Origin of the sequence: Azonexus caeni (assembly GCF_048146105.1) — a bacterium.
Lineage (GTDB): Bacteria > Pseudomonadota > Gammaproteobacteria > Burkholderiales > Rhodocyclaceae > Azonexus > Azonexus aromaticus_B.
The window spans coordinates 546,554-566,052 of the sequence record NZ_JBKJAD010000001.1 but is presented as its reverse complement, the minus strand read 5'-3'; the positions used below and the strand labels follow the sequence as shown (position 1 = coordinate 566,052).

Sequence of the window (19,499 nt, the reverse complement as noted above, 5' to 3'; positions counted from 1 at the left end):
TAAAGCCTTTTCTTGAAGTTATTCGTAACTTAACGTTTTTACAGGATTTTTCAAGCCCATGAACTTGCAGAACCCGACTCTCCTGCGCACCGCCAACCTGATCGATGGTCTATGGGTCGGCGCCGACGACGGCGCCACGCTGAGCGTCGTCGATCCGGCCAGCGGCGAGCGCATCGCCGAGGTTCCCTGCTGCGGCGCCGCCGAGACGCAGCGCGCGATCGCCGCCGCCGACGCCGCGCTGCCGGCCTGGCGGGCGCTCACCGCTCGCCGCCGCGGGCAGTTGCTGCAGAACTGGAACCGCCTGATCCTCGATAATGCCGACGATCTCGCCGCCCTGATCACCGCCGAAGGCGGCAAGCCGCTGCTCGAGGCGAAGGGCGAGACGATCTACGGCGCCTCCTTCGTCGAATGGTTCGCCGAGGAAGGCAAGCGCACCTACGGCGAGAGCATTCCCAGCCCGGCGTCGACTACCCGGCTGCTGGTGGTCAAGCAGCCGATCGGCGTCTGTGCCGCGATCACGCCGTGGAATTTTCCGCTCGCCATGATCACGCGCAAGGTGGCGCCGGCGCTCGCCGCCGGCTGCACGGTCGTCGTCAAACCGGCCGAGGCGACGCCGCTGACCGCCCTGGCGCTGGCCGCGCTGGCCGAGCAGGCGGGTTTTCCGGCCGGCGTCTTCAACGTCGTCACCGGCCAACCGGCGGCGATCGGCGGCGAATTGTGCGCCAATCCGACCGTGCGCAAACTCTCCTTCACCGGCTCGACCGCGGTCGGCCGGCTGCTCATGGCGCAGTGCGCGCCGACCGTCAAGAAACTGTCGCTCGAACTGGGCGGCAACGCCCCCTTCATCGTCTTCGACGACGCCGACGTCGAGGCAGCGGTCGAAGGTGCGCTCGCCGCCAAGTACCGCAACACCGGCCAGACCTGCGTCTGCGCCAACCGCTTCCTGGTCCAGTCGGGCATCTACGAAGCCTTCGCCGCCCGTTTCGCCGAGCGCAGCGCCCAGCTCAAGGTCGGCGCCGGCAGCGAAGCGGGCGTCGCCCAGGGGCCACTGATCAACGCCGCCGGCCTGGCCAAGGTCGAAGCCCACGTCGCCGACGCCATCGCCAAGGGCGCCCGCGTGCTGTGCGGCGGCGCCCGCCACGAGCGCGGCGGCAACTTCTTCCAGCCCACCGTGCTGGCCGACGTGACGCCGGCGATGCGCGTCGCCCGCGAGGAAACCTTCGGCCCGCTGGCGCCGCTTTTCCGCTTCGACACCGAGGCAGAAGCGGTGGCGCTGGCCAATGACACCGAGTTCGGCCTCGCCGCCTATTTCTTCACCCGCGACGTCGGCCGCTGCTGGCGCGTCGGCGAGGCGCTGGAATACGGCATGGTCGGCGTCAACACCGGGATGATCTCGAACGAAGTGGCGCCCTTCGGCGGCATCAAGCAGTCGGGAATCGGCCGCGAAGGCTCGAAGTACGGCATCGAGGAATACCTCGAAGTCAAATACCTCTGCTTCGACGTGCGCTGATGAAGTTCATCCTGCTCGCCGCCGTCCTGCTCGGTCTCGGCCTGGCCTGGCGCAAGTGGCGACAGGCCGGGCGGGCGGCGTACATCGAACAGTTTCCGCTGCAGGAACGACTCGACCGCCGCCTGGCGGCGCGCCGGCCGGAACTCGACGCCGGCCAGCGGCGCGAAGTGTGCGAGGGCCTGCGCGATTACTTCCTGATCTGCAACGCCGCCGGCCGGCACATGGTGGCGATGCCGTCGCAGGCGGTCGACGATGCCTGGCACGAGTTCATCCTGTTCACCCGCCACTACCGGCAGTTCTGCCAGCGTGCCTTCGGCCGCTTCCTGCATCACACGCCGGCCGAGGCGATGCGCACGCCAACGGCCGCCGGCGAAGGACTCAAACGCGCCTGGCGGCTGGCTTGCGCGCACGAGGGGATCGACCCGAAGCAGCCGCAGCGCCTGCCCCGCCTGTTCGCACTCGACGCCACGCTGGGCATTGCCGGCGGCTTCGTCTATCGGCTCGATTGCCTGGCCGCCGGTGGCACCGGCCGCGACGGCTTTTGTGCCAGCCACATCGGTTGCAGCAGCGGCTGCAGCGGCGATTCGGGCAGCAGCGACGGAGGGAGCGACGGCGGTTGCGGTGGTGGCTGCGGCGGCGACTGACGCCGCGCTCAGCCGAGCTTCTTCAGCAGTTCCGCTTTCTTGGCGTCGAATTCTTCCTGGGACAGGATGCCCTTGCCGACCAGCGCGTGCAGTTTTTCCAGCGTCGCCACCACCTCGTCGGCACTGAGCGCAACCGGTGCCGCCGGCGTTGCCGCGGCTACCGCCTGGCCGACCATCTGGCCGAAGCCGAGACCGGCGCCCATCGCCGCCAGCCCGCCTTCGTTGCGCGCCGCGTCGGGAATGCTGCTCGCCACCTGATACTGCGTGTAGCGCGTCAGGTCGCCGACCATGCCCATGGCGATGCGCTGGTCGAGCACCTTCTGCAGTTCGTCGGGCAGGGAGAAATTCTGCAGCACCAGGGTATCGAGCTGCAGGCCGAGTTCGCCGAAGGCCGCCGCCGCCCGCGCCTGCATCGCCTGCGCCAGCGCCGCCTGGTTGGCGGCCAGATCGAGGAAGGGAATCGCCGACTGGGCGAAGAGGTCGCTCAATCCGGCGACCAGCAGGCTGCGCAACTGGCCTTCCAGTTCGTCGCGCTCATAGCGCTCGGCGCTGCCGGAGACCTGGCGGAAGAAGAGCGCCGGCTCGGCGACATGGTAGGCGTAGGTGCCGTAGGCGCGCAGGCGGACGGCGCCGAATTCGCGGTCGCGGATCGTCACCGGCGTCGCCGTGCCCCAGGTACGGTCGATCTGGCGCCGGGTCGAGAGGAAATAGACGTCGCTCTTGAACGGCGATGCGAACAGCTTGTCCCAGTGGCGCAGATTGGTCAGCAAGGGCAGCGTGGACGTGGTCAGCCGATAGCGGCCGGGAGCGAAGCTGTCGGCGATCTGCCCCTCATCGACGAACAATGCGGCCTGCGCTTCGCGCACGGTCAGGCTGGCGCCGTTCTGGATCTCCCGGTCGGCCACCGGGTAACGCCAGAGCAGCGTGCCGTCGCCGGGTTCCGTCCATTCCAGGACGTCGATGAACTGCTTGCTGAAGAAAGTTCCCAGTGACATCTGCCGCTCCCTTGTTCAGTGCTGCCGCTAGCTGTGATACCAGACGATGAACTGTTCGACCGTCATCGGCTGCGCGTAAAGATAACCCTGCCCCGCCACACAACCAAGCGCCAGCAACTGGACGCGCTGCTGTTCATCCTCGATGCCCTCGGCGAGCGGCATCATGCCGAGATCGCGGGCAAGGTCGACGATGGTGCTGACGACGCGCAGGCTGTCCGCCGAATCGAGCATGGCGACGACGAAGGAACGATCGACCTTGAGTTCATTGAGCGGCAGGCTGACCAGATAACTGAGCGAGGAATAACCGGTGCCGAAATCGTCGAGGGCGATCCGGCAGCCCAGCTTGCGCAGCCGGTGCATGATCGACGAGCCCTTGGCGCGGTCGAACATCAGCGCCGACTCGGTCAGTTCGAGGGTGAAGCGCTCGCCGGGAATGCGCCAGGTCAGCAGGTTCTGCTCGAGGAACTCCGGCAGGTCGTCATCGAGCATGTCGGCAGCCGTGAGGTTGAACGAGAGGCCGATGCCGATGCCGGCCTTTTCCAGTTCGGCGGCCGCCCGCATCGCGGCACGCAACAACCAGTCGTTGAACATCAGGCGCCAGCCATTTTCCTCGATCATTTCCATGATCAGCGGCGGCGGCACCCAGCCGGTTCGTTCGTGCCGCCAGCGCAACAGCAGCTCGCCACCGATACAGTGGCCGTCGGCCAAGTCGTTCTGCGGTTGAATGTGCAGTTCCAGGGTTTCCTGGAACAGGGCCTCGCGCAACTCCTCGGCCAGCTCGTGACGTTGCTGCCAGCTTTCGGCAAAACCGGCATCGAACCAGGCAAAGGACTGGCGTCGTCCCTGCGCGCCCCAGCGCGCCAGGCGGGCGGCGTGCAGGGCCGTCTCGGCGCTCGCTCCGTGCTGGGGCAGGAGCGCGGCACCGATGGTCGACCGCACCATGACCTTGCGACCACTGAACAGCGGCACCGGCTCACCAAACATCCGTTCGAGATGGGCGGCGGCCAGGGTCGGCTGCGACATCACCTTGACGTCGGGCAGGACGACCAGCCACTCGCCTTCGCGACCGACAAAGACCCGGTCCTCCTCGCGCAGATGGCGCCTCATCCGCCGCGCCAGCGTCGCCGGCAGGCGCTGCAGGTCGTTGGCGTCGAGGTAGGTGAAGGAGTCGCGGTTGGCCAGCGAGACCGAGAGCAGGCCAACTACCCGGCCGCCCTGCAGGAGTTCGCGCAAAAAACGCAGGGCGGCCAGTTCGCCGGGCAGGCCGCCCGCTTCCTGCTGCGCCAGTTCATCCACTTCCAGCACGCAGGTGATGGCGGCGATGACGCTGCGGCGCAGGGTGCCGACCAGGGAAAGCAGCACCCGGCCAACACTGTCGCGCCCGCCGAGCAGGATCTTTTCACAGGCATCGACGATATTGAAGAACCAGCGCAGGATTTCAACCTGGCCGTAACCCCGGCCCAGCAGTTCGTGCCAGGCACGGATCCAGCGCTGCTGCCAGTCGGAATCGGCGATTTCGCCGGGCAGCGCGACTGTCAGTTCGATGAAATGCTGTAGCGCGGCGTCCGGCTCGCTACGCGCGCATTCCGCCGTCACCGACGACTTCCACAGCGACGCCAGACTGGCCAGGGAACGCAGGTCGTCCTCACCCAGATCAAAGGCGGCAAAATCGATCAGCGATTCCGGGCTAGCCGAGGTAGTAGTCATGCGACGACAGACCATAGGCATCGTTCGGCAGCGCCCGGGCGATACGCAAGGCGGCCAGCTCCGGCTGGCGCAGGTCGACCAGACGGAAATCACGGACCGGCTGCTTGTCGTGGTCGAGCATCAACAGCACGCGCGGCCGCGAGCGCTGGACGCGGTTCTGCTGGATCACCACGCCAACCTCGCCCGATTCGAACTCGACCAGCACGCCGATCGGGTAGAGCCCGACGCATTGCACGAACTGCTCCATGAGCACCGGGTTGAACTGCTTGCCGCGCTGCTGGAACAATTCCTCGAGCGCTTCCTGGTGGCCGATTGCGTTGCGGTACGGCTTGTTGCGCAGCATCGCGCAGAAGGCATCGACCAGGCCGGCGATTTCCGCGGCCAGGCCGATGCGCTCGAAGCGCAGGCCGCGCGGATAGCCGCTGCCGTCCCAGCGCTCGTGGTGGCGGGAGACGATCTGCAGCACTTCGCCCGGCAGCTTGCCCTGAGTGGTCAGGATTTCCAGCGAACTGGCGACGTGCGAGCGCACCAGTTGCCGCTCCGCCTCGGTCAGGGCTTCCTTCTTGGCCAGTACTTCGGACGGCACCTGGGTCTTGCCAACATCCTGCAGCAGCCCGGCGATCCCCAGTTCGAGCAGTTGCTGGCCGCGCCAGCCGATATGTCCGGCGAGCAGCAAGGCATGCACCGCGACGTCCATGGCATGGTCGAAGCTGTACTGATCCAGACTCTTCAGCCGCAGCAGCCACATCACGGCGTCGGGATTGCGCTTCAGGCTGCCGGCGATGTCGCGCACACCTTCGCGGACGTTGGCGAAATCGAACTGCATTTCCGCGGTGACGTTGCGGAAGGTCTGCTTCAAGGCTTCGAGCAAATCGTCGTAGCGCGGTTCGATGTAGTCGAGTTCGCGGGTCAGCGAACGGACATGTTCGTCGCCTTCCTGACCATGCAGGAGTTCGAGGAAGCGACGGCGGCGCTGGCGCAGCACGACCTGTTCCGCGCTCAGCGGCTGGACCTCGCCATAAACGTCTTCTTCCTGGCTGCCGGCGCCACTCAAGGGCGCCGCCTGCAACTGGCGATCGACGCGCTCCTTGGGCGCCACGAAGTGCTCGTTCAGCGAGCGCGAGCGGTCGATTTGCACGAAACGGCACTTCTTGCGGAAGATCTCGACCTGCTCGGGCTTGCTGATGATGAAACCCTGCAAGGCGAACGAAAACTCGGTCCACGGACAGTCCGGTTCGGTAATGAACATGCCGATCTTCAGTTCGGCAACCGGAATGATTTCCATGGATCAGGTCTCTCTGGACGTTTCGCGGGCCAGTTCCTTGAGCCCGTACATGGGTAGATTGTCCATCCGCACCATGCTCATGGCAAGGAAAGGCTGCAACAATCCGGCGTTACCACCGGACAGCAGGCAATGCCGTTCGTTCCCCGGCAGTCGCGACCAGGCCCGTTCGATGGCGCCGACCTGCGCTTCGATGGCACCGCTGACGATGGCGTCGTCGGTGCATTGCGGCCAAGCGCGATGTTCGCCGGCGGCAAAGGGCAAACCGGCGGTATCGCGGGCGAGCGCACCGAGCATCAGTTGCTGCCCGGGCAGGATCAGACCGCCCAGGAAATTGCCGTCGCCATCGAGCGCGTCGATCGTCGTCGCGGTGCCCGCCATCACTACCAGCAGCGCCCCCGGCCGGAGCGCCCGGGCGCCGATCAGCGCGCACCAGCGGTCGACACCGAGACGACCGGGATCGCGATAGCCGTTGCGCACGCCGGCGGCCTGCGCCGTGCTTCGCACCACCTCGAGCCGCACGCCCCAATCGCCGAGCGCGGCACGGATGCCCGCCTCGGCGCCGGCACCGGCGACATTGGCGAGCATGATGCGGCGCGGCATCGGCCACTCGCCCCGGATTTCGCCCAGGGCGTCGCCGTCGGCCTGCGCGCAACTGCCGCTGCGACACCAGCCCACGCCGTCCCACAGGCCGTACTTGATGCGGCTGTTGCCGCTGTCGATGCAGAGGATCATGCGTTTACCCGCAGGCTGACGTCGCCGGCGAGGATGCGCTCGCAGCCGGTAGCGGTTTCCAGCAGCAAGGCGCCGTCGTCGGCGACGCCGCGGCAGATGCCGCTGCGCTCGGCGCAGCCATCTTCTATCAACCGCACGGCCCGGTCCTGCCAGGCATGGCGCGCCTGCCACTCGTCCTTGACGGCGGCAAAGCCGCACTCGGCGAAGTCGTCGAGTACACCGAGCAAGGCAACGAGGATCGTCGCCAGCAGATCATGACGCTCGGGCAGTGCCGGCAGCGCCTGCGCCAGCCCGGCGACCGGCTGCGCGAACTCGCCTGCCGGCGTCTGCAGGTTGAGGCCGATGCCGATGCAGACCTGCGCCTCGCGCCGGCCGCCAGCCAGCTCGATCAGGATGCCGGCCAGCTTGGCGTCACCGGCAGGGGTTGCGAGCAGCACGTCATTCGGCCATTTCAAGCGAACGCCGCTGGCGCCCAGGCGTTCCAGCGCCCGCACCAGGGCGACGCCAACCGCCAACGACAGGCCGCCGAGGCCGGCCAGGCCGCGCTGGCTGCGCCAGAGGACGGAAAACATCAAGCAGCCGTCGGCGCTCGATAACCAGCTACGCCCGCGCCGGCCACGACCGGCAAGCTGCCGGTCGGCGACGATGACGCTACCGGAGGGCGCGCCACGCTCGGCGCGGCGCAACAATTCGCTGCTGGTCGAGTCGCACTCGGCCAGCGCATCGACGTCGAAACGGCCGGCCAGGGGACCGAGCCGCGCTTTCAACAGGACAGGATCGATCAGGGGCATGCGGAAGATTTTACTCTCCCGCCGCCTCCTTGCCGCCGTCGATGCCGAGATCGGCGATCTTGCGGGTGATCGTATTGCGGCCGATGCCCAGCGCCTGCGCCGCCTCGATGCGGCGGCCGCCGGTGTGGGCCAGCGCGCGCGAGATCAGGATGCGCTCGAAGCTCTGCGACAAGAGGCCATGCACGTCGGGCACGCCGCGCGCCAGCAAGCGGTCGACTTCGCCTTCCAGCGCCTTTTCCCAATCGCCGACCAGCACCTGCGGCGGCGCCTCGCGCAACTCGCTCGGCAGGTCGCCGACTTCGACCTGCTGCCCTGGCGCCATCACGGTCAACCAGTGACAGAGGTTTTCCAGTTGCCGGACGTTTCCCTGGAACTCCAGACCGCAAAGATACTTGAGCGCGCCCTCGGACAGGCGCTTCGGTTCGACACCCAGTTCGCGTGCGCTCTTCTGCAGGAAGTGGCGGGTGAGCAGCGGGATGTCCTCGCGCCTTTCGCGCAGCGCCGGCAGGCGGATACGGATGACGTTGAGGCGATGGAAGAGATCCTCGCGGAACAGGCCGTCCTTGACCCGGCTTTCCAGGTTCTGGTGGGTTGCGGCGATGACGCGGACGTTGGCCTTGATCGGCGAATGCCCGCCGACCCGGTAGAAGTGCCCGTCCGACAGCACGCGCAGCAGGCGGGTCTGCAGTTCGGAAGGCATGTCGCCGATTTCGTCGAGGAACAGCGTGCCGCCCTCGGCCTGCTCGAAACGGCCGCGCCGCTGCGCCTGGGCGCCGGTGAAGGCGCCGCGCTCGTGACCGAAGAGCTCGGATTCGAGCAGGTCCTTGGGAATCGCCGCGGTATTGATCGCCACGAAGGGACGCTCGGCACGTGGGCTGTGCCGGTGCAGCGCGCGCGCCACCAGTTCCTTGCCGGAACCCGATTCGCCGGTGATCAGCACGGTCGCGTGCGACAGCGCGAGGCGGCCGATGGCGCGGAAGACTTCCTGCATCGCCGGCGCCTGACCGAGAATCTCGGGCACCAGCCCCTCTTCCTCGGCCGCACCACTCTGGTGCATCGATTCATCGATCGCCCGCCGGATCAGTTCCAGCGCCTGATCGACGTCGAAGGGCTTGGGCAGATATTCGAAGGCGCCGCCCTGGAAGGCGGCAACCGCGCTTTCCAGGTCGGAATAGGCGGTCATGATGATGACCGGCACGCCGGGGTGGCGGTTCTTCACCTCCTGCAACAGGTCGAGCCCGGACTGGCCGGGCATGCGGATGTCCGAGACCAGCACCTGCGGCGCGTCCTCGCCGCTTTCCAGGCGGGCGATCGCCTCGCTCGCCGAAGCGTAGCTCTCGAACGCGATGCCTTCGCGCGACAGGGTCTTTTCCAGCACCCAGCGTATCGAACGGTCGTCGTCAACGATCCATACCGGTTTCATGTCATGCCTCGTTCTCTTTGCTTGTCCAATCCGTATAGCAAGACTCAGGCCGGCTCGATGGGCAAACGGATGGTGAATACCGTCTGCCCCGGACGGCTGTAGCAGTCGATGCTGCCGTGATGGTGCTGGACGAAATTCTGGGCGATCGTCAGCCCCAGCCCGTTGCCACCCTCGCGCCCGGAGACCAGCGGATAGAACATGCGCTCGCGGATGTCCTCGGGGATGCCCGGCCCGTTGTCGATGACCTTGAGTTCCAGCGCCATGCGGTAGCGCTTCTTGGCCAGCGTCACCTGGCGCAGCGCCCGCGTGCGGAGGACGATCTCGCCCTGGCCGGCCATCGCCTGCGCCGCGTTGCGGGCGATGTTGAGGACGGCCTGAATCAGTTGCTCACGATCGCCGACCAGCTCGGGCAGGCTGATGTCGTAGTCGCGGCGAATCTTCAGGCCTTCGGAAAACTCGGCCATCAGCAGGCTGCGCACCCGTTCGAGGATTTCGTGGATGTTCACCGTCGTCGGCAGCATCGCCCGGTGCGGCGTCAGCAAGCGCTGCATCAGGTCCTGCAGGCGGTCGGCCTCCTTGATGATGACCTGGGTGTATTCCTTGAGCGCCGGGTTGCCGAGTTCGTGTTCGAGCAGTTGTGCCGCGCCGCGGATGCCGCCGAGCGGATTCTTGATTTCGTGCGCCAGGTTGCGGATCAGTTCGCGGTTGGCCTGCTGCTGTTCGAGCAGGCGTTCCTCGCGCGTCGCCGCCAGGTGGTGCTCGATCGGCTGCAGTTCGAGCAGCAGGCGCATGCCGGCGGCGATGTCCGGGCGCAACGGGGTCACCGTGCAGTTGAGGTGCAGGGTTTCGCCGTCGGCGCGGCCGAGGGCGATGTTCTGGCCGGTGTAGCCCCAGTTGTTCTGCAAACCGTTGTCGATCGCCGACTGCAGTGTTGACGAGCACTTGCAGACCTCGCTCAAGCGCCGCCCGAGCACGCTCCGACTACTGACCGCGAGCAGGTTTTCACCAGCCGGGTTGAGGTAGCGGATGCATTGGTCGTCGTCGATCAGCAATACCGCCGACGCCAGGAGATCGAGCCCGGCGAAATTGGCGTGGGTCACGCCCATGCGACGCCCCCGCAACTACGCTGCCTTGCTTGCTTTAATGACCCGCTGTTCATTATCATCCTGGAACTCCTTTTTCCCGTCTGCGCCATGACCGTCGCCATCCGCGCCTCCCGCTTGCTGCTGCTCGCCGTGCTGGCTTCCCTGGGCGCCTGCGGCAAAGCCCCGGAGCGCACAGAAGACAAGCGCACCGTCATGGTGCATATTGCCACAGCCGCACCATCATCGGGCATGCAGCTGACTGGTGAGGTCCGCGCCAGGCACGAGGTGGAGCTGGCTTTCCGGGTTGGCGGCAAGATCGAGGCGCGCCTTGTCGATGCCGGTAGCGAAATCCGTGCCGGCCAAGTCCTGGCCCGTCTCGATCCGCAGGACCTGAAACTCGCGGCGAGCGCTGCCGCCGCCCAGGTCGCCGCCGCCGAGAGCGAAGTCGCGACCGCCGGCGCCGAACGCGAGCGTTACGCCGGCCTGCTGGCGCGCAAGTTCGTCAGCCAGGCCGCCTTCGACACCCGCCAGCATGCCCTCAACGCCGCCCAGGCGCGCCTCGAACAAGCCCGCGCGCAGCGCAGCATCAGCGCCAACCAGGCCGACTACGGCAGCCTGCGCGCCGATTTCCCGGGCGTCGTCGCCGCCGTCCTCGCCGACGCGGGCCAGGTGGTCGGCGCCGGCCAAGCGGTGCTGCGCATCGCCCGCCCGGAAGAAAAGGAAGTCCTGGTCGCCGTGCCGGAAGGCCGCGTCGCCTCGCTGCGCCAGGCCGAAAAGATCACCGTCCGCCTGTGGTCGGCGCCCGAGCTGGCGATCGCCGGCAAGCTGCGCGAGCTGGGCGCCGTCGCCGACCCGCAGACGCGTACCTACCCGGCGCGCATCAGCCTGCTGGAAGCGCCAGCGCAGGCGATGCTGGGCATGACGGCCAGCGTCAGCCTCGACGCGGCGCCGGTCGCCGCACTGGTAGTGCCGCTGGCGGCGGTCGGCGACAACGGCCAGGGGCCTTTCGTCTGGGTCGTCGAGGCCGGCAAGCTGCGCCGGGTAGCGGTGCGCGTCGGCAACTTCCGCGCCGACGGCGCCGAGATCGTCGGCGGCCTGCGCGGCGGCGAAGCGGTGGTGATCGCCGGCATCTCGCAACTGATCGAGGGCCAGGCGGTGGTCACCCGCCCCGCCCCGGCTCCTGCCGCGCAGCGCTGAGATGAGCCAGCGCTTCAACCTGTCCGACTGGACGCTGCACCACCGGACGCTGGTCGGCTATTTCATGCTCGCCCTTGCCCTGATGGGCATTGTCGCCTACGGCCGCCTGGGCCAGGCGGAAGACCCGCCGTTCACCTTCAAGGCGATGGTGATCCAGGCCTACTGGCCGGGCGCCACCGCGCAGCAGGTGGAACAGCAACTGACCGAGCGGATCGAGAAAAAGCTGCAGGAACTGCCTTCGGTCGACCGCCTGACCAGCTATTCGCGCGCCGGCGAAGCAACGGTGATCTTCTTCGCCAAGGACAGCTACCGTTCGGCGCAGATGCCGGAAATCTTCTACCAGGTGCGCAAGAAGATCGGCGACATCCGCCAAACCCTGCCCGAAGGCATCCAGGGCCCCTTCTTCAACGACGAATTCGGCGACGTTTTCGGCAACCTGTTCGCGGTCACCGGCGAAGGCCTCGACTACCCGCTGCTCAAGGACCAGGCCGAACGCCTCCGCGATGCGCTGCTGCCGGTCAAGGGCGTCGGCAAGATCGACATCTTCGGCATCCAGGACGAGAAGATCTTCGTCGATATCGACAACGCCAAGCTGGCGACGCTGGGCATTGCCCCAAGCGCCATTGGCCAGGCGCTGGCGCAGCAGAACGCGGTCAACGGCGCCGGTTTCTTCGAGATGGACGACGAACGCATCCAGTTGCGGCCGAGCGGCGCCTTCGCCAGCGAACAGGCAGTGGCCGACACCCTGATCCGCAGCAACAACCGCAGCTTCCGGCTCGGCGACATCGCTACCGTGCACCGCGGCACCAGCGAGCCGCCCGGCATCCAGGTCCGCTTCGCCGGCAAGCCGGCGCTGGTCATCGGCGTCGCCATGGCGCCGGGCGGCGACATCATCGCCCTGGGCAAGGCGCTGGAGCAGAAGCTCGCCAGCCTGCGGCCAACGCTGCCGGTCGGCGTCGACATCCACGAGGCGGTCAGCCAACCAGCCGCCGTGACGCGCTCGATCGACGCCTTCGTCAAGGCCCTGGCCGAGGCGGTAATCGTCGTCCTCGCCGTCACCTTCATCAGCCTCGGCCTGCGCACCGGCATGGTGGTCGCCGTCTCGATCCCGCTGGTCCTTGCCGCCACTTTCCTCGCCATGCACAGCCTCGACATCGGCCTGCACAAGGTGTCGCTCGGCGCGCTGGTGCTGGCGCTCGGCCTTCTGGTGGACGACGCGATCATCGCCGTCGAGATGATGTGGGTGAAGATGGAACAGGGCTGGGAGCGCACCCGCGCCGCCTCCTTCGCCTTCACCAGCACCGCCGGCCCGATGCTTTCCGGCACCCTGGTCACCGTCGCCGGTTTCATCCCGATCGCCCTGGCCAAGTCGTCGACCGGCGAATACGCCTTCGCCTTCTTCCAGATCAACGCCATCGCCCTGCTGATTTCCTGGCTGGCCGCCGTCATCGCCATTCCCTGGCTCGGCTACAAGCTGCTGCCCGACCCGCGTGCGGCGCAGACGCCCGGCCGGCTCGCCGCGCGCTGGCCGCGCCTCGACCGCCTGGCACGCCGGCTCGGCGCCTACGGACCGGCCCATCCGGTCGATCACGATGTTTACGGCACGCCGTTCTACCAGCGCTTCCGGCGCTTCGTCGGCTTCTGCGTCGATCATCGCTGGCTGGTGATCGGCGTCACGCTGCTGCTGTTCGTGCTCGCCATCTTCGGCATGGGCAAGGTGCAGAAGCAGTTCTTCCCCAACTCGACCCGACTCGAACTCAACGTCGAACTGCGCCTGCAGGAAGGCGCCTCGCTGACCGCCACCGGAAACGCCGCGCGGGCGCTGGAAAGCTGGCTGGAGGCCGACCGCGCCAGCCACGACGATTTCTCCCATTACGTCTCGTGGATCGGCAGCGGCGTTCCCCGCTACTTCCTGTCGCTCGACCGCCAGTTGCCGGCCAGCAACGTCGCCCAGTTCATCATCGAAACACGCGACATGGCGGCCCGCGAAGCCCTGCGCGAACGCCTGATCGCCCATTACCGGCAGGCGCCCGACGGGGTTCGCGCCAACGTCGCGCGGATCGAGAACGGGCCGCCGGTCGGTTACCCGGTGCAATACCGGGTGGCCGGCGAGGACATCGCCGCGCTGCGCCGCATCGCCGAGGAAGTGGCGACCATCATGCGCAGCGACGAACGGCTGTCGAACGTCAATTTCGACTGGCACGAGCTGTCGAAGACGATCGCCGTCGACATCGACCAGGACAAGGCGCGCCTGCTCGGCGTTTCCAGCCAGGACGTCGCCGCCCTGCTCGCCATGTCGCTGCAGGGCTACAGCGTCAGCGCACTGCGCGAAGGCAGCAAGCGCATCGAGGTTGTCCTGCGCGGCGGCGACAAGGAACGCCACGACCCGGCCGCCCTCGCCGGCCTGATGCTGCCGACGCCCGCCGGGCGCAGCGTGCCGCTGTCGCAGATCGCGCGCCTGACGCCGGTCTTCGAACCCGGCCTGGTCTGGCGCCGCGACCGCGTGCCGACCATCACCGTGCGCGCCAACCTCTACGGCACGACGCAGCCGGCGACCATCGTCGACCATCTGCAAGGCCCCATCGACAGCCTGCGCCAGCGCCTGCCCGCTGGTTTCAGCATCGTTCCCGGCGGCTCGGTCGAGGAATCAGCGAAGGGCGGCAACTCGGTCAGCGCCGGTTTGCCGCTGTTCATCCTGGCGGTCGTCACCATCCTGATGATCCAGCTGCAGAACGTCTCGCGCGTCGTCATGGTGCTGCTCACCGCGCCGCTCGGGATGATCGGCATCACCCTCTTCCTGCTCGTCTTCAACCAGCCCTTCGGCTTCATGGCGCTGCTCGGAACGATCGCCCTGTTCGGCATGGTGATGCGCAACTCGGTGATCCTGGTCGACCAGATCGAGCAGGACCTGGCAAGCGGCCGCGCCCGTTGCGAGGCAATCGTCGAATCGACGGTGCGCCGCCTGCGGCCGATCGTATTGACTGCAGCAGCAGCGGTGCTGGCAATGATCCCGCTGTCGCGCAACGATTTCTTCGGACCGATGGCGATCGCCATCATGGGTGGCCTGATCGTCGCCACTGCGCTGACGCTGTTCTTCCTGCCGGCGCTCTACGCCGCCTGGTACAAGGTCGGCAAGACCGCCGCCTCAGCGTAGTCCGCCCAGTTCCTTCTGGATCGCCTGCAGGTTGCGCTCGTGCTGGGCAACGCGGTCGCGGTAGGGTGCCGTCCGTTCGGCCGGATTGCCGGTGCGCACGGCTTCCTGTTCGGCCAGTTCCTTGCGCGCCTGCTCCAGCTTGCGTTGCTCGCCGGCCAGTTCCTGTTCGAGAATCAGGCGACGGTCGCCATCACGCGCTTTCTGGGTGTCTTCCTGGACACGCGGGAAACCCGCCGGGGTCGGGTTACCGGCGGCGCGCGGGGCGCTGCGCGGCGCCGGGATCGTGTTGTGCTCTTCGCTGACGATCGCCTGGCAGTTCTTGTTGACCCGGCTGTTGGAGATCAGCACGCCGCCGCCGGCATCGGTGCACTTGTAGATGGTCTGGGCCGACAGCGCCAGCGGTGCCAGCGCCAGGGAGAGAATTAGCAGCTTGCGTGTCATCGTCATGCTTCCTGGAAACCGGGTCAGTGTACCGGAGTAAACGAGCGACTTGCCGAAAAGTGAACAAAAAAAGGGCGGGGAAACCCCCGCCCTTCCTGATTCCGGCGAGATATCAGCAGGAATAGTAGAGATCGAACTCGACCGGGTGCGTGGTCATGCGGATCTTGTTCACTTCTTCCATCTTCAGGGCGATGTAGGCATCGATCCAGTCGTTGGAGAAGACACCGCCACGGGTCAGGAACTCGCGATCCTTGTCCAGGTTTTCCAGGGCTTCCTCGAGCGAAGCGCAGACGGTCGGGATCTTGGCATCCTCTTCCGGCGGCAGGTCGTAGAGGTTCTTGTCAGCCGGGTCGCCCGGGTGGATCTTGTTCTGGATACCGTCCAGACCGGCCATCAGCAGCGCCGAGAAGCACAGGTAGGGGTTGGCGATCGGATCCGGGAAGCGGGTTTCGATACGACGGGCCTTGGTCGAAGCGACGAAGGGGATGCGGATCGAAGCCGAACGGTTCTTCGCCGAGTAGGCCAGCTTGACCGGCGCTTCGTAGTGCGGGACCAGACGCTTGTACGAGTTGGTACCCGGGTTGGTGATCGCGTTCAGCGCCTTGGCGTGCTTGATGATGCCGCCGATGTAGTAGAGGGCGGTTTCCGACAGGCCAGCGTACTGGTCACCGGCGAACAGGTTCTTGCCGTCCTTCCAGATAGACTGGTGCACGTGCATGCCCGAGCCGTTGTCACCGACGATCGGCTTCGGCATGAAAGTGGCGGTCTTGCCGTACTGGTGGGCAACGTTGTGCACCACGTACTTCAGGATCTGGGTCCAGTCGGCACGCTTGACCAGGGTCGAGAACACGGTACCGATTTCACACTGGCCGGCGTTGGCCACTTCGTGGTGGTGCACTTCGACCGGCACGCCCAGCGATTCGAGGGTGAGAACCATGGCCGAACGGATGTCGTGCAGGCTGTCGACCGGGGGAACCGGGAAGTAGCCGCCCTTGACGCCCGGACGGTGGCCGGAGGAGCCATTGCCGTCGTTGGCTTCGCCGGACTTCCAGGCGGCTTCGCCGGAATGGATCTTCAGGTTGCAGCCGGACATGTCGACCGACCATTCGACGCCGTCGAAAATGAAGAATTCGGGTTCCGGACCGAAGTAGGCGGTGTCACCGACGCCGCAGGACTTCAGGTAGGCTTCGGCGCGCTTGGCGATCGAGCGCGGATCGCGGTCGTAACCACGACCGTCGGCCGGATCGACGACGTCGCAGGAGAGGACGACGGTGGTTTCGTCGAAGAAGGGATCGACGTAGGCGGTGGCCGGATCCGGCATCAGCAGCATGTCGGAAGCCTGGATACCCTTCCAGCCGGCGATCGAGGAGCCGTCGAAGGCATGGCCGTTTTCGAACTTGTCTTCGTCAAAAGCGGAGACCGGCACGGTAACGTGCTGTTCCTTGCCACGGGTGTCGGTGAAGCGGAAATCGACGAACTTGGCGTCGTTTTCCTTGATCATGTTGATCACGTCTTGCGGGGTTGCCATACGCGTTAGTCTCCTAAGAAAACAGGATGCCGGCCGGGCCGGCGCCATTCAAAATCCAGCGCCTGAGAGATAGCAGAAAGCATGCCAAGGGTCCCGAGCGAAGTTTTTCATTGTGCCACAAGGGACTGGCAGGGAATATAGGCAAATGCACGCACCGTTTTTGTGCATTCAGGGATAGACGGCACCACTATGGTGCCGCCGTGCAATTCAGGCGCAGCGCGTGCACCACCGGCACCGCCTTCAAGCGCTCGGCCAGACGCGACTCCATCTCGCACAGCGAAGCACAGCCGGCCAGAGAACCCAGGGCAAAATAGAGATCGACCTCGACCTGACCTCCGACATAGTGCAGGACAATCCGATCCGGCGCCGGCAGATCGACGAGCAGCGGCGCCAGTTGGGGCAACAGCGATTCGCGCCCGGGCAGGCCGAGCGCCGAACGATCGGGCTCGACATCATCGTCGGGATCGACGTGCACCAGCACATCAAGTACTTCCGGGTGCTCCCTGAGCACGGCCGCCCGCGCCGATTCAGCGATATGGTGCCCTTCCGAGACGCTGATCCGCGGATCGACCTGAACATGCGCATCAACCAGCACCTGGTGCGCCATGCGCCGCGTGCGCAGGGCATGCAGGTCGAGCACACCGGGCGTCGCGCACAAGGTGTTGCGGATCGCCGTGACGCGGGCTTCGTCGAGCCCGGTGTCGATCAGCTCCTCGATCGCCTCCCAGGCCAGCTTGCCGCCCATGCGCAGGATCATGAAGCCCATCAACGCCGCCGCCAGCAGGTCGAGGAAGCCCCAACCGAGCAGCGCGCCGCCGATGCCGACCACGACCACCAGCGCCGACGCCGCGTCGGCCCGGGTATGCAAGGCGTTCGCGGTCAGCAGTTGGGAACGCAGTTTCTCGGCAACCCTGATCAGGTAACGGTAGAGGCCTTCCTTGGCGACAACGGTGAAAACGGCAATCCAGAAAGCTTGCATGGCGATCGCCGGTTGACTGCCATGTTCGCCGAGGCGCATCGAGGAATCCCACAGAATACCGGCGCCGATCAGCACCAGAGAGACGCCGAGCGCCAGCGTCGCCGCCGTCTCGACGCGGCCATGGCCGTAGGGGTGAGCGCGGTCGGCGGGCACCACGCTCTGCCGGCTGGCCCAGATGACGAGAAAATCGGACAACAGATCGGAAAAGGAGTGCAAGCCGTGCGCCACCAGCGATTGCGAGTGCGCCAGCCAACCGACGATCAGTTGGGCGACGGTCAGCGCGAGGTTGACCAGCACGCTGATCCAGGTCGCCTTCTGTGCCTCGCCGGCACGGTCCGCAGCACTGCCCGGCGGCCCGGAATCCACTTTTCCCATCGGGTCTGTCCTATATACTGTAGGGCCAAGATTCTAGCAGCGATCCACCATGGGCAAACTCAGCGACATTCTCGACATCGCGCATTCCCGGGCCGAAGGCCTGGAACGTCCCTATCAGGGTGAGCTGTTGCCGGCCGAAGCCTACGAGCTCCTGCAGCACGCCCCGGGCGCCCGCCTGGTCGACGTGCGGACGCGAGCCGAATGGGACTGGGTCGGCCGCATTCCCGGCGCCGTCGAGATTGAATGGAACCAGTACCCGGGTGGCACCCGCAATCCGCATTTCCTCGCCGAACTGCGCCGCCAGGTCGATCCGGAAGCGCTGCTCATGTTCATCTGCCGCAGTGGTGTCCGTTCGATCGGCGCCGCCGCAGCCGCCAGCGACGCCGGCTACACCAACTGCTACAACGTGCTCGAAGGCTTCGAGGGCGACAAGGACGCCAAGGGCCATCGCAACACCGTCGGCGGCTGGCGGCGCGCCGGCCTGCCCTGGCATCAGGGATAATTCGAGTTTCTGCGCGGCCGTCCGCGCCATTTCCGGAATCAGCATGCACACCGCGACCCTTTCCTTCGCCCCCTTCAACGACCTTGCCGACGACGACTGCCAGGAGCGCATTCGCGCCGCCCGCGCCAAGCTCGGCAAGAAGGCCGTGATCCTCTGCCACCACTACCAGCGCGCCGACATCTACCAGCACGCCGATCTCACCGGCGACTCGCTGAAGCTGTCCAAGCTGGCGGCGCAGACCGACTCCGAATACGTGATCTTCTGCGGCGTCCACTTCATGGCCGAAGTCGCCGACATCATGACCGCGCCGCACCAGATCGCGATCCTGCCCGACCTCGCCGCCGGCTGCTCGATGGCCGACATGGCCAATCTGGCCAAGGTCGAACGCTGCTGGCGCGAGCTGGGCGCAGTGCTCGACGTCGAAAACGAAGTCACCCCGGTCACCTACATCAACTCGGCCGCCGACCTCAAGGCCTTCTGCGGCGAACACGGCGGCATCGTCTGCACCTCGTCGAACGCCGGCACCATCGCCAAATGGGCCTTCGACCAGCGCCCCAAGGTGCTGTTCTTCCCCGACCAGCACCTCGGCCGGTGGACCGGCCACAACATGGGCTTCCCGATGGACGAGATGGTGGTCTGGGACCCCGACCTGGAAATGGGCGGCCTCACCCCGGAACAGATCAAGAAGGCGCGCATCCTGTTGTGGAAGGGTCACTGTTCGGTGCACCAGATGTTCCAGAAATCGCACATCGACGCCTTCCGCGCCAAGTACCCGGACGGCAAAGTGATCGCTCACCCCGAGTGCAATTTCGAGGTCTGCGCCGCCTCCGACTACGTCGGTTCGACCGAGCACATCGTCAAGACGATCAAGGAAGCGCCGGCCGGCACGCGCTGGCTGGTTGGCACCGAACTCAACCTGGTCGACCGGCTGGCGAAGGAAGTGCTGCCGCAGGACAAGATCGTCCAGTTCATGGCCACCACCGTCTGCATGTGTTCGACGATGCAGCGCATCGACCCGCAGCACCTGGCCTGGACGCTGGAAAATCTGGTCGACGGCAAAGTGGTCAACCAGATCAAGGTACCGGAACACGAGGTCGAGTTCGCCCGCCTCGCGCTCGACCGCATGCTCGCCATTTCCTGACCGGACGCCC

At 66.4% G+C, this 19,499-nt stretch carries 16 protein-coding genes; 6 read left to right on the top strand and 10 right to left on the bottom strand.

Translation table 11 applies throughout. From position 1 onward, the window contains the following. Positions 1 to 58: 58 nt before the first annotated feature. Positions 59 to 1,510 carry an NAD-dependent succinate-semialdehyde dehydrogenase gene (locus ACLIIZ_RS02560; protein WP_416690630.1) on the top strand — a complete coding sequence of 484 codons (1,452 nt, stop codon included), beginning with the start codon at positions 59 to 61 and terminating at the stop codon, positions 1,508 to 1,510. Beyond that, complete coding sequence (locus ACLIIZ_RS02555; protein WP_416690629.1) at positions 1,510 to 2,154, top strand: glycine-rich domain-containing protein; 645 nt, start codon at positions 1,510 to 1,512, stop codon at positions 2,152 to 2,154. Before ACLIIZ_RS02560 ends, ACLIIZ_RS02555 begins: the two co-directional genes overlap by 1 nt. An 8-nt stretch (positions 2,155 to 2,162) precedes the next feature. Here ACLIIZ_RS02555 and ACLIIZ_RS02550 read toward each other — a convergent pair whose 3' ends face one another. From ACLIIZ_RS02550 to glnL, 7 genes are read right to left on the bottom strand one after another with little or no spacing between them, the layout of a single operon-like run. Continuing rightward, on the bottom strand, positions 2,163 to 3,149 hold the full coding sequence (locus ACLIIZ_RS02550; RefSeq protein WP_416690628.1) for an SPFH domain-containing protein: 987 nt from the start codon (positions 3,147 to 3,149) through the stop codon (positions 2,163 to 2,165). A gap of 27 nt (positions 3,150 to 3,176) precedes the next feature. Further along, complete coding sequence (locus tag ACLIIZ_RS02545) at positions 3,177 to 4,856, bottom strand: EAL domain-containing protein (RefSeq protein ID WP_416690627.1); 1,680 nt, start codon at positions 4,854 to 4,856, stop codon at positions 3,177 to 3,179. Beyond that, complete coding sequence (locus ACLIIZ_RS02540) at positions 4,837 to 6,141, bottom strand: HD-GYP domain-containing protein (protein WP_416690626.1); 1,305 nt, start codon at positions 6,139 to 6,141, stop codon at positions 4,837 to 4,839. Before ACLIIZ_RS02540 ends, ACLIIZ_RS02545 begins: the two co-directional genes overlap by 20 nt. A gap of 3 nt (positions 6,142 to 6,144) precedes the next feature. Continuing rightward, the gene (locus ACLIIZ_RS02535; protein WP_416690625.1) at positions 6,145 to 6,873 is read right to left on the bottom strand and encodes a type III pantothenate kinase; all 729 of its coding nucleotides are present in this window, start codon (positions 6,871 to 6,873) and stop codon (positions 6,145 to 6,147) included. Continuing rightward, positions 6,870 to 7,664, bottom strand: a complete 795-nt coding sequence (locus ACLIIZ_RS02530; protein WP_416690624.1) for a biotin--[acetyl-CoA-carboxylase] ligase — start codon at positions 7,662 to 7,664, stop codon at positions 6,870 to 6,872. The genes ACLIIZ_RS02535 and ACLIIZ_RS02530 overlap by 4 nt, the downstream gene beginning before the upstream one ends. A gap of 10 nt (positions 7,665 to 7,674) precedes the next feature. Next, positions 7,675 to 9,087 (bottom strand): nitrogen regulation protein NR(I), encoded by a 1,413-nt coding sequence (ntrC, locus tag ACLIIZ_RS02525; RefSeq protein WP_416690623.1) that lies wholly within the window; start codon positions 9,085 to 9,087, stop codon positions 7,675 to 7,677. Between the two features lie 44 nt (positions 9,088 to 9,131). Next, a complete protein-coding gene (glnL, locus tag ACLIIZ_RS02520) occupies positions 9,132 to 10,193 on the bottom strand; it encodes a nitrogen regulation protein NR(II) (RefSeq protein WP_416690622.1) in 1,062 nt (353 codons plus the stop codon). Positions 10,194 to 10,280: 87 nt separating this feature from the next. Here glnL and ACLIIZ_RS02515 point away from each other — a divergent pair, with 87 nt between their 5' ends. Next, a complete protein-coding gene (locus tag ACLIIZ_RS02515; RefSeq protein ID WP_416690621.1) occupies positions 10,281 to 11,369 on the top strand; it encodes an efflux RND transporter periplasmic adaptor subunit in 1,089 nt (362 codons plus the stop codon). A gap of 1 nt (position 11,370) precedes the next feature. After that, positions 11,371 to 14,523: an efflux RND transporter permease subunit gene (locus ACLIIZ_RS02510; RefSeq protein ID WP_416690620.1), complete on the top strand. Its 3,153-nt coding sequence runs from the start codon at positions 11,371 to 11,373 to the stop codon at positions 14,521 to 14,523. Here the strand turns inward: ACLIIZ_RS02510 and ACLIIZ_RS02505 are convergent. The 3 genes from ACLIIZ_RS02505 to ACLIIZ_RS02495 form a co-directional block, all read right to left on the bottom strand. Then, positions 14,515 to 14,964: a DUF4124 domain-containing protein gene (locus tag ACLIIZ_RS02505; protein WP_416690619.1), complete on the bottom strand. Its 450-nt coding sequence runs from the start codon at positions 14,962 to 14,964 to the stop codon at positions 14,515 to 14,517. The genes ACLIIZ_RS02510 and ACLIIZ_RS02505 overlap by 9 nt on opposite strands. A gap of 112 nt (positions 14,965 to 15,076) precedes the next feature. Beyond that, a complete protein-coding gene (glnA, locus tag ACLIIZ_RS02500; RefSeq protein ID WP_416690618.1) occupies positions 15,077 to 16,492 on the bottom strand; it encodes a type I glutamate--ammonia ligase in 1,416 nt (471 codons plus the stop codon). Positions 16,493 to 16,679: 187 nt separating this feature from the next. Then, positions 16,680 to 17,846, bottom strand: coding sequence for a cation diffusion facilitator family transporter (locus tag ACLIIZ_RS02495; protein WP_416690617.1), 1,167 nt, complete (start codon positions 17,844 to 17,846; stop codon positions 16,680 to 16,682). A 49-nt stretch (positions 17,847 to 17,895) separates the two neighbouring features. Here ACLIIZ_RS02495 and ACLIIZ_RS02490 point away from each other — a divergent pair, with 49 nt between their 5' ends. Both ACLIIZ_RS02490 and nadA read left to right on the top strand, forming a co-directional pair. Next, positions 17,896 to 18,348, top strand: coding sequence for a rhodanese-like domain-containing protein (locus ACLIIZ_RS02490; RefSeq protein WP_374324875.1), 453 nt, complete (start codon positions 17,896 to 17,898; stop codon positions 18,346 to 18,348). Between the two features lie 43 nt (positions 18,349 to 18,391). After that, entirely contained in the window at positions 18,392 to 19,489 is a 1,098-nt protein-coding gene (nadA, locus tag ACLIIZ_RS02485; RefSeq protein ID WP_416690616.1) for a quinolinate synthase NadA, read from the top strand. Positions 19,490 to 19,499: the final 10 nt, after the last annotated feature.